We start from the raw sequence: 6,904 nt of genomic DNA on the forward strand, positions 1-6,904 counted from the left end.
GTGGCGGGACGGGCCGGGCGGGGAGCCGGAGTTCGCGGTGATCCACCGGCCCCGCTACGACGACTGGTCGTTCCCGAAGGGCAAGGTCGACCCGGGCGAGCACGTGCTGCGCGCCGCCGTCCGCGAGATCGAGGAGGAGACCGGCATCACGGCCCGCCTCGGCCACCGGCTCCCGACCGTCGCCTACCCGATCGGGGACCGGACGAAGCAGGTCGACTACTGGGCGGCGCGGCCCGTCGCCGAGAGCGCGTTCACCCCGAACCACGAGGTGGACGAGCTGGTCTGGCTGCCCGCCGCCGAGGCGGAGGCCAGGCTCAGCTACCGGCACGACACCGACCTGCTGCACGAGTTCCTGCGTGGCCCGGCGCGCACGGCGCCGCTGGTGATCTTGCGGCATGCGTCCGCCGGGGAGAAGCGGGAGTGGCGGGAGGCCGACGAACTGCGCCCGCTAGACGCCCCGGGGCGGCGCGAGGCCGCCGCCCTGGCCGGGCTGCTGAACGCCTACGGGCCGATGCGGGTGGTCAGTTCGGCGACGGCGCGCTGCCTGGAGACCGTCCTGCCCTACGCGCGCGCTACGCGGGCGCCCATCGCCACGGACGCGGCGTTCACCATCGGCGACACCGGCCCGGAGGAGGCCGTGGACCGGCTGCTCTCCCTTGCCGGCACCGGCGCGGTCGTGTGCACGCACGGGGAGATCGTCTCCGCGCTCGTCACCGGGGTGTGCAAGGAAATGGGGGAGAACGTCCCGGAGGACCCGAGCCTCCGCAAGGGCGAGTTCTGGGTCGCGCACCTCGCGGAGGGCTCGCTGGCGTCACTGGAGCGCCACAGCTCCGGGGACTCTTAGAACGACGGGCCGAGCGTCTGCGACCAGGTCGTGGCCAGGCGATCGCGGGCGCTCTCCGCCTCGACCTGCTCCTTGCCGTACAGGACGCCGAGCGTGAACGCCTCCGCCGGGTTCTTCGTCCGCTTCGCGGCGGCGGCGAGGTGCTCCATGGCGATGACGCCGTCCTGGTAGCCGCCGAGGACCTCCTGCAGCCGCTTGGCGTCCTTGACCACCCGCTTCGCCGCGATCCCCAGCACCGGGACGGCCAGCTCCGCCGCGTACCTGGCGCGCTTGGCCTCCTTGCGGGTCTCGTGGCGCGCGGTCTCCGGGTCGGCGGACGTCCGGATCGACGCGTACTCCTTGGCCATCCGGTCCCAGGCCCGCGTGACGAGGCCGGGCAGCTCCTTGCGCGCCTTGCGGGCCGCCGCCGCGCCGAGCGGCGGGTCGGCGACCAGGCGGTCCAGGTCGTCGAGCAGCGCGAAGTACCTCGGCTCCTTCAGCACGGTGTTCATCCGCCGGTACGCCGAGCGCTCCCGCCGCTCCAGGTCGTCCAGCAGGAAGTCGGGCGCGCCCTCGAAGCGCATGCGCAGCACCTCCAGGTCGCGGACCTCGCCGAGGACCTGGGCGAGCCAGCGCAGCTCAGGGCCGAGCGGCACCGTCCGCTCCGGGTCGAGGACGGGACGGTGGCTGCGCAGCGCGCTGCGCGTCCGGCGGACGGCGACCCGCATCTTGTGGACGGCGTCGTCCTCGCCCAGCCGCGCCTTCGGGTCGACGGTCACGATCGTCTCGACCTGCTCGGCGAGGTAGGCCAGCACGACCTCGCCGGTCGTGATCGCCGGCGCCTTGCCGTTGCAGGTGGCCGCCGCGATCCGCGACCGGGCCGCGGACCGCGCCGCCGCCGGCTCCGACGGGACGACGGCGGCGCCGAGCAGCCGACCGAGTTTGGACGACGACTTGGCCCGCTTCGCACCGCCCTTGCGGAGCCGCTTCCCGGCGGCCTTCAGCAGGTCGGGGCCGCCGGTGCCGAGCTCGACCTCGATCTCGCGCCACCGCTCGGGCTCGGCGTCCGCGCCGCCCCGGCCGGTCACGAGGTCGTCGGCGACCTCCGCCAGCTCGGCCCCGTCCGCGCCGAGCAGCCGGACGACCGTCCGCCGCGTCTCCAGCGTCGCGACCGGGCGCAGCTCCGCGCCGCGCGTGTGCACCGCGACCAGCCCGGCGAGCCGCGCCGGGACGGCCAGCGGGCGGCCGAGCGGCGCGCGCAGCTCCTGCTTGCTGTCCGGCCCGGCGGGCATCTTCAGATGCCAGCCCGCGTCCGGGCCGCCGCGCCGCCGCCGCAGCGTGATCTTGTTGGCGGCGAGCCGCAGGTCGGCGGTGTCGAAGTAGGTGGCGTGCAGCTCGTGGACCTCCGGCTCCCCGAGCGCCGCCACCCCCGGCAGCCCGGACAGGTCCGGCAGGACGAAGTCGGCGGCGGCATCGTACTTCTGCTCGATTTCGAGATGCCTGTCGGCCACGGGCTGCTCCCTCAACGATGCTCGGCAAATCGGCACGCACACCCAGATGACCAGCATTCCACGCCCAGGTGAACAGCAGGGGAAAGCTTTGCCCGGCCTGGACGTCCGTCTCTCCGTGTCCGGTTGCGGACTGGCCGTCCGTGGTGGTTTCCGTACTCGGCACGGATGCCGCCCGTACCGCCGTCCGGCGATGCTCGTAACCACGGCGACCGGCCCGGTTCGGGACGGTCGCGAACCACGGACAACGGGAGTGATCATGGCCGCGAACGGCACGTACGAGGGGTTCACCGCCGAGGAGCGGGCCGCGATGAAGGACCACGCGGAGGAGCAGAAGAAGGCGGCGCGGCGCGCCTCGCGCGCGGACAAGGCCGCGGAGGCCGAGCGGGACGTCCTCGCGAAGATCGCCGAGATGGGGGACGCGGACCGGGCCATGGCCGAGCGCGTCCACGCCGTCATCACGTCCACCGCGCCCTCCCTCGCACCGAAGCTCTGGTACGGGATGCCCGCCTACGCGCAGGACGGGAAGAACGTCTGCTTCTTCCAGCCCGCGGCGAAGTTCAAGACGCGCTACGCCACGCTCGGCTTCAACGACCCGGCGAAGCTGGACGACGGCCCGATGTGGGCGACCGCGTTCGCGCTGACCGAGGTGACGCCCGAAGTGGAGGAGCGCATCGCCGCCCTCGTGAAGCAGGCGATGGGCTGAACGCGTCCGCCCCTACCGGACGGCCGCCGGGGCGAGCCCGAGTCCGGCGAGCGCGGCCTCTCCGGCGGCGGTGTGGTCGCCGCCGGCGAGGACCAGCGTGCGCGCCGCCTGGTACGGGCACCCGGCCGCCTCGAACGCCTCCGCCGCGGCGAGCTGGCGCGGGAGGTCGCCGTCGAGCAGCGCCTCCGCCCGGTCCACCTGGGCGGAGGCGACCGGGTTGCCGGTGACGACCGTCCGGGCGGCGGCGATCCGGTCGCGGGCCTCGGGATGCCCGGCGAGCACCGCCGCCTCCACCCGCAGCGCCGTGTACCAGTGCAGCCAGACCCAGCACACCCACTTCCACACCCGGTCGGGCTCAGGGGCGACCCGTTCCAGCGCCGCGTCCGCGTCGCCGTTGTGGAGCAGGACCATGGTGTCGAAGACCGCGCCGTAGCCCAGACGGTTGTCCCCCTCGGGCCCGGCGTCCGCGGCGATCGCGAGCCAGGACGCGCGGGCGTCCCGGTCACCGCGCAGGCCGTGGACCATCGCGACCGACGCGGCGGCGGGCGCGAGCGACCGCGACCGCAGGCCGTTCCGCTCCCACGAGTCGAGGAACCGGGCGCTGACCGGGAGCAGCTCGCCCGCCAGGCCGCTGAACGCGTCCGCGACGAGCAGCCAGGACGTGGCGTGGTGCCCCGCCTCCGCCAGCAGCGGGTGGTCGGCGAGCCGCCCGCCCCAGCGGCGGGCCTCCGGCAGCCGCCCCACGCCGACGGCGGTCCCGGCGGCCATGGCGAGGGCGTCCATCAGCTCGTGGGTGCCCGCGGGGCCGTCCGGCTCGGCGGACAGCAGGGCGATCCGGCGGCCTGCGGCGGCCGCCGCCGCGAACGGGTCGCCGGCCCAGCTCTGCGCGCCGGAGAGCGCGTCCAGCGCGGCGGACTCGGCCACCGGGTCGCCCGCGCGCCGCGCCAGCTCCACCGCCCGCCCGGCCCGCCGGACCGTCTCCGCCGCCGGGTTCTCCGGGTCGCCCTGGACGGCCCCGAACGCGTCCGCCTCCACCGCCGCCTCCGCGAGCGCGACCGCCGCCTCGGCGGCCGGTGAGTCACCGGCCAGCGTCCGCGCCTCCGCGAGGATCGCCGCCACCTCCGCGGCGGGCGGGATGCGCTCGAACGAGCTGGAGAAGCGGTACGCGACGGTCGCGGCGGCGGCCAGGTCGCGCCCGGCGGCGGCGGTGTCGCCCGCGCGGCGGGCGGCCTCGGCGGCGGCGCGGTGCAGCCGGTACATCTCGCCGTCGAGGCTGCGGCACCCGGCCACGGCGGCGGCGTGCCGCAGCGCCGCAGCGGCCTCGGCACCGTCGGCGGCGAGCCCCGCCGCCTGCTCGAACCGCTGCTGCGCCTCGCCGAGCAGGTTGCGGGCGAAGGCCAGCTCGGCCATGGGCAGGGCGAGCCGGTAGGCGTCCGGGCGCCGCTCCGGCAGGTCGGCGGCCCAGGTGAGCGCGGCCCGCATGTCCTCGGCCGCGTCGTCGAACCGGGCGCGCCAGTCCGCGCCGCCGGTCTCCCGCAGGGCGGACGCGTTGGCCAGGCACCAGCGCAGATGCCGGGCCCGGACGTCCGCGAGCTCGCCCGCTTCGGCGAGCCGTTCCGTCCCGTACTGGCGGATCGTCTCCAGCGCGTGGTACCGGGTGCCGGACGGGGACGGCGCCACCGAGAGCAGGCTCTGCTCGGCGAGCGCTCCGAGCCCGTCCACGACCGCCGCCGGGTCCAGTGGGGCGAACCCGGCGACCTCGGCGGCGTCACCTGCGGTGAACGGCGCGACGAACACGGAGATGCGGCGGAGCAGCGCCTGCTCCCCCGGCTCCAGCAGGTCGTGGCTCCAGTCGAGCACCGCCCGCACCGACCGGTGCCGGTCGTCGGCGCGGGACCCGCCGGTGAGGATGCGCAGCTGATCGGAGAGGCCCGTCATGAGGCCGTCCAGCCCGAGCGTGGACCAGCGCGCCGCCGCCAGCTCGATCGCCAGCGCCATGCCGCCGAGCCCCTCGCAGACGGCCACGGCCTGCTCGCGCGCCGCCGGGTCGGGCGGCAGGCCCGCGACCGCCGCCCGGTCCAGGAACAGCGCCACCGCCTCGGACTCGTCGCCGCCGTCCCGCGACAGCGGCGGGACGGCCACGACGTGCTCGAACGGGACCATCAGCCGGGCCCGGCTCGTCACCAGCACGCGCAGCTCCGGGCAGGCGGCGAGCAGCCGCTCCACGAACGGCGCCACCCCGTCCCGCACGTGCTCGCAGTTGTCGAGCACCAGCAGCGCGCGGCGGTCGGCCAGCGCCGCCGCGACCGCGTCGTCGATGCCGCGTCCGGGCTGCTCCCCGACGCCCGCCGCCGCCGCGACCGCCGCGCCCACCCGTCCCGGCTCGGTGACGGGCACCAGGTCCGCGAACCACACGCCGTCGGGGAAGTCGCCCGCCAGGTCCTCCGCCGCCGCGAGCGCGAGCCGCGTCTTGCCGACCCCGCCGGGCCCGGCCACGGTCACCAGCCGGCTGCCCCGCACCGCCGCCGCCAGCTCCCGGCGCTCGCGGACCCGTCCGATGAAGGCCGTCAGCGGCGCGGGCAGCGCGGGCGCCGACCGCGACCGCTCGGCGCGGTCGACCTCGGCGGCGTGCCGGGCGAGGGCCCGCCGGTCCGGCAGCGCCAGCTTGCGCAGCAGCGAGGACACGTGCGACTCGACGGTGCGGACCGACAGCACCAGCCGCGCGGCGATCTCGGCATTGCTCAGATGCGCCCCGACCAGGGCGAGCACCTCGGCCTCCCGGGCGGAGATCGTCGTCACCGGCCCATTATCCGTGGCGGGTTCCGTGCTCGGCACGGAGGCGTCCCGCCCGCCGGGCGGGAGAGCCTGGGACCACGCCGGTCCGCCGGCCGGCCACCACCCGCGATCCGAGGAGCGACCATGACCCTCCCCGCCCCGCGCTCGCGCGCCGAGCGCCGCCGCGACACCGAGCACCGGCTCTCCCACGACGTGGACGTCTGGGTGGCGACGGCCTCGCCGGACGGCGTCCCCCACCTGGTGCCGCTGTCCTTCGACTGGGACGGCGAGGCGCTGCTCGCGGCCACCCCGGCGGACAGCCCCACCGGCCGCAACCTCGCCGTCGGCCGGACCGTCCGGCTCGCCCTCGGCGGCACCCGCGACGTGTCCGTGATCGACGGCACGGTGGAGGTGCTCGACCTGGACGCGCTGCCGGCGGAGCGGGCCGACCGGTTCGCCGCGCAGGCCGGCTTCGACCCGCGCGAGGCGGCCGGCGCCTACCGCTGGTTCCGGATCACGCCGCGCCGCGTCCAGGCGTGGCGCGAGGTGAACGAACTCCCCGGCCGCGACCTCATGCGCGACGGCCGCTGGCTGCCCTGACCTCCCCGCTCGGCCGGTCGGGGTGGCCGGTTTCAGCCTTCGGCCGGGGGAACCTGACGGCCGGAACGCGCATCAATACCTCCGATATCGCCTGACATGGGGGTTTATGTGAAGCGCGCAGTTCCGGTCCTCGCCGCTCTCGCGGCCGGGGGCGTCCTGGTGCTCGGCGGATGCCAGTCCAACTCGCACAGCTGCGTCAACGGCAAGTGCCACGTGACCGTGACCGGCGCCGGGCAGACCGTGGAGGTCAACGACGTCGACGTCACCGTCTCGCAGATCTCCGGCCGGGGCGTCACGGTCTCGGCGGACGGCTCCGCGCCCGCCACCATCGCCACCGGGCAGCGCGCCCAGGTGGGCCCGGTGACGATCACGGTGACCTCGATCGAGGGCGAGAAGGTCAAGTTCGACCTGCAGTGACGCGGGCGGCACCGACGCCCGGAACCGGCCGCCGCGCCTCCGTCAGGACGACAGGACGGCGCGGCAGGCCGTGAC

The 6,904-nt window shown here is 76.1% G+C and carries 6 protein-coding genes; 4 read left to right on the forward strand and 2 right to left on the reverse strand.

What is annotated here, in order from left to right; translation table 11 throughout:
• Positions 1 to 844: NUDIX hydrolase (locus ETD96_RS38465; RefSeq protein WP_138641419.1), on the forward strand; the 844-nt coding region annotated here is incomplete at its 5' end.
• Here ETD96_RS38465 and ETD96_RS38470 read toward each other — a convergent pair.
• Complete coding sequence (locus ETD96_RS38470) at positions 841 to 2,334, reverse strand: CYTH and CHAD domain-containing protein (protein ID WP_138641420.1); 1,494 nt, start codon at positions 2,332 to 2,334, stop codon at positions 841 to 843. The two genes, ETD96_RS38465 and ETD96_RS38470, sit on opposite strands and share 4 nt — an antisense overlap.
• A 256-nt stretch (positions 2,335 to 2,590) precedes the next feature.
• On the opposite strand from ETD96_RS38470, the gene ETD96_RS38475 reads away from it, so the two are divergent.
• Positions 2,591 to 3,037: an iron chaperone gene (locus ETD96_RS38475; protein WP_138641421.1), complete on the forward strand. Its 447-nt coding sequence runs from the start codon at positions 2,591 to 2,593 to the stop codon at positions 3,035 to 3,037.
• Positions 3,038 to 3,049: 12 nt separating this feature from the next.
• On the opposite strand, the gene ETD96_RS38480 is transcribed toward ETD96_RS38475, so the two are convergent.
• The gene (locus ETD96_RS38480) at positions 3,050 to 5,836 is read right to left on the reverse strand and encodes an ATP-binding protein (RefSeq protein WP_240808532.1); all 2,787 of its coding nucleotides are present in this window, start codon (positions 5,834 to 5,836) and stop codon (positions 3,050 to 3,052) included.
• Between the two features lie 120 nt (positions 5,837 to 5,956).
• On the opposite strand from ETD96_RS38480, the gene ETD96_RS38485 reads away from it, so the two are divergent.
• Positions 5,957 to 6,412 carry a pyridoxamine 5'-phosphate oxidase family protein gene (locus ETD96_RS38485; protein WP_138641423.1) on the forward strand — a complete coding sequence of 152 codons (456 nt, stop codon included), beginning with the start codon at positions 5,957 to 5,959 and terminating at the stop codon, positions 6,410 to 6,412.
• A gap of 108 nt (positions 6,413 to 6,520) precedes the next feature.
• A complete protein-coding gene (locus ETD96_RS38490; RefSeq protein ID WP_138641424.1) occupies positions 6,521 to 6,829 on the forward strand; it encodes a hypothetical protein in 309 nt (102 codons plus the stop codon).
• Positions 6,830 to 6,904 lie beyond the last annotated feature (75 nt).

Source organism: Actinomadura geliboluensis, from assembly GCF_005889745.1.
GTDB classification, from domain to species: Bacteria; Actinomycetota; Actinomycetes; order Streptosporangiales; family Streptosporangiaceae; genus Spirillospora; species Spirillospora geliboluensis.

Excerpts from the sequence above, each read along its gene's own strand:
- ETD96_RS38485 (WP_138641423.1), top strand. The coding sequence starts at position 5,957 with ATGACCCTCCCCGCCCCGCGCTCGCGCGCCGAGCGCCGCCGCGACACC.
- ETD96_RS38475 (WP_138641421.1), top strand. The coding sequence starts at position 2,591 with ATGGCCGCGAACGGCACGTACGAGGGGTTCACCGCCGAGGAGCGGGCC.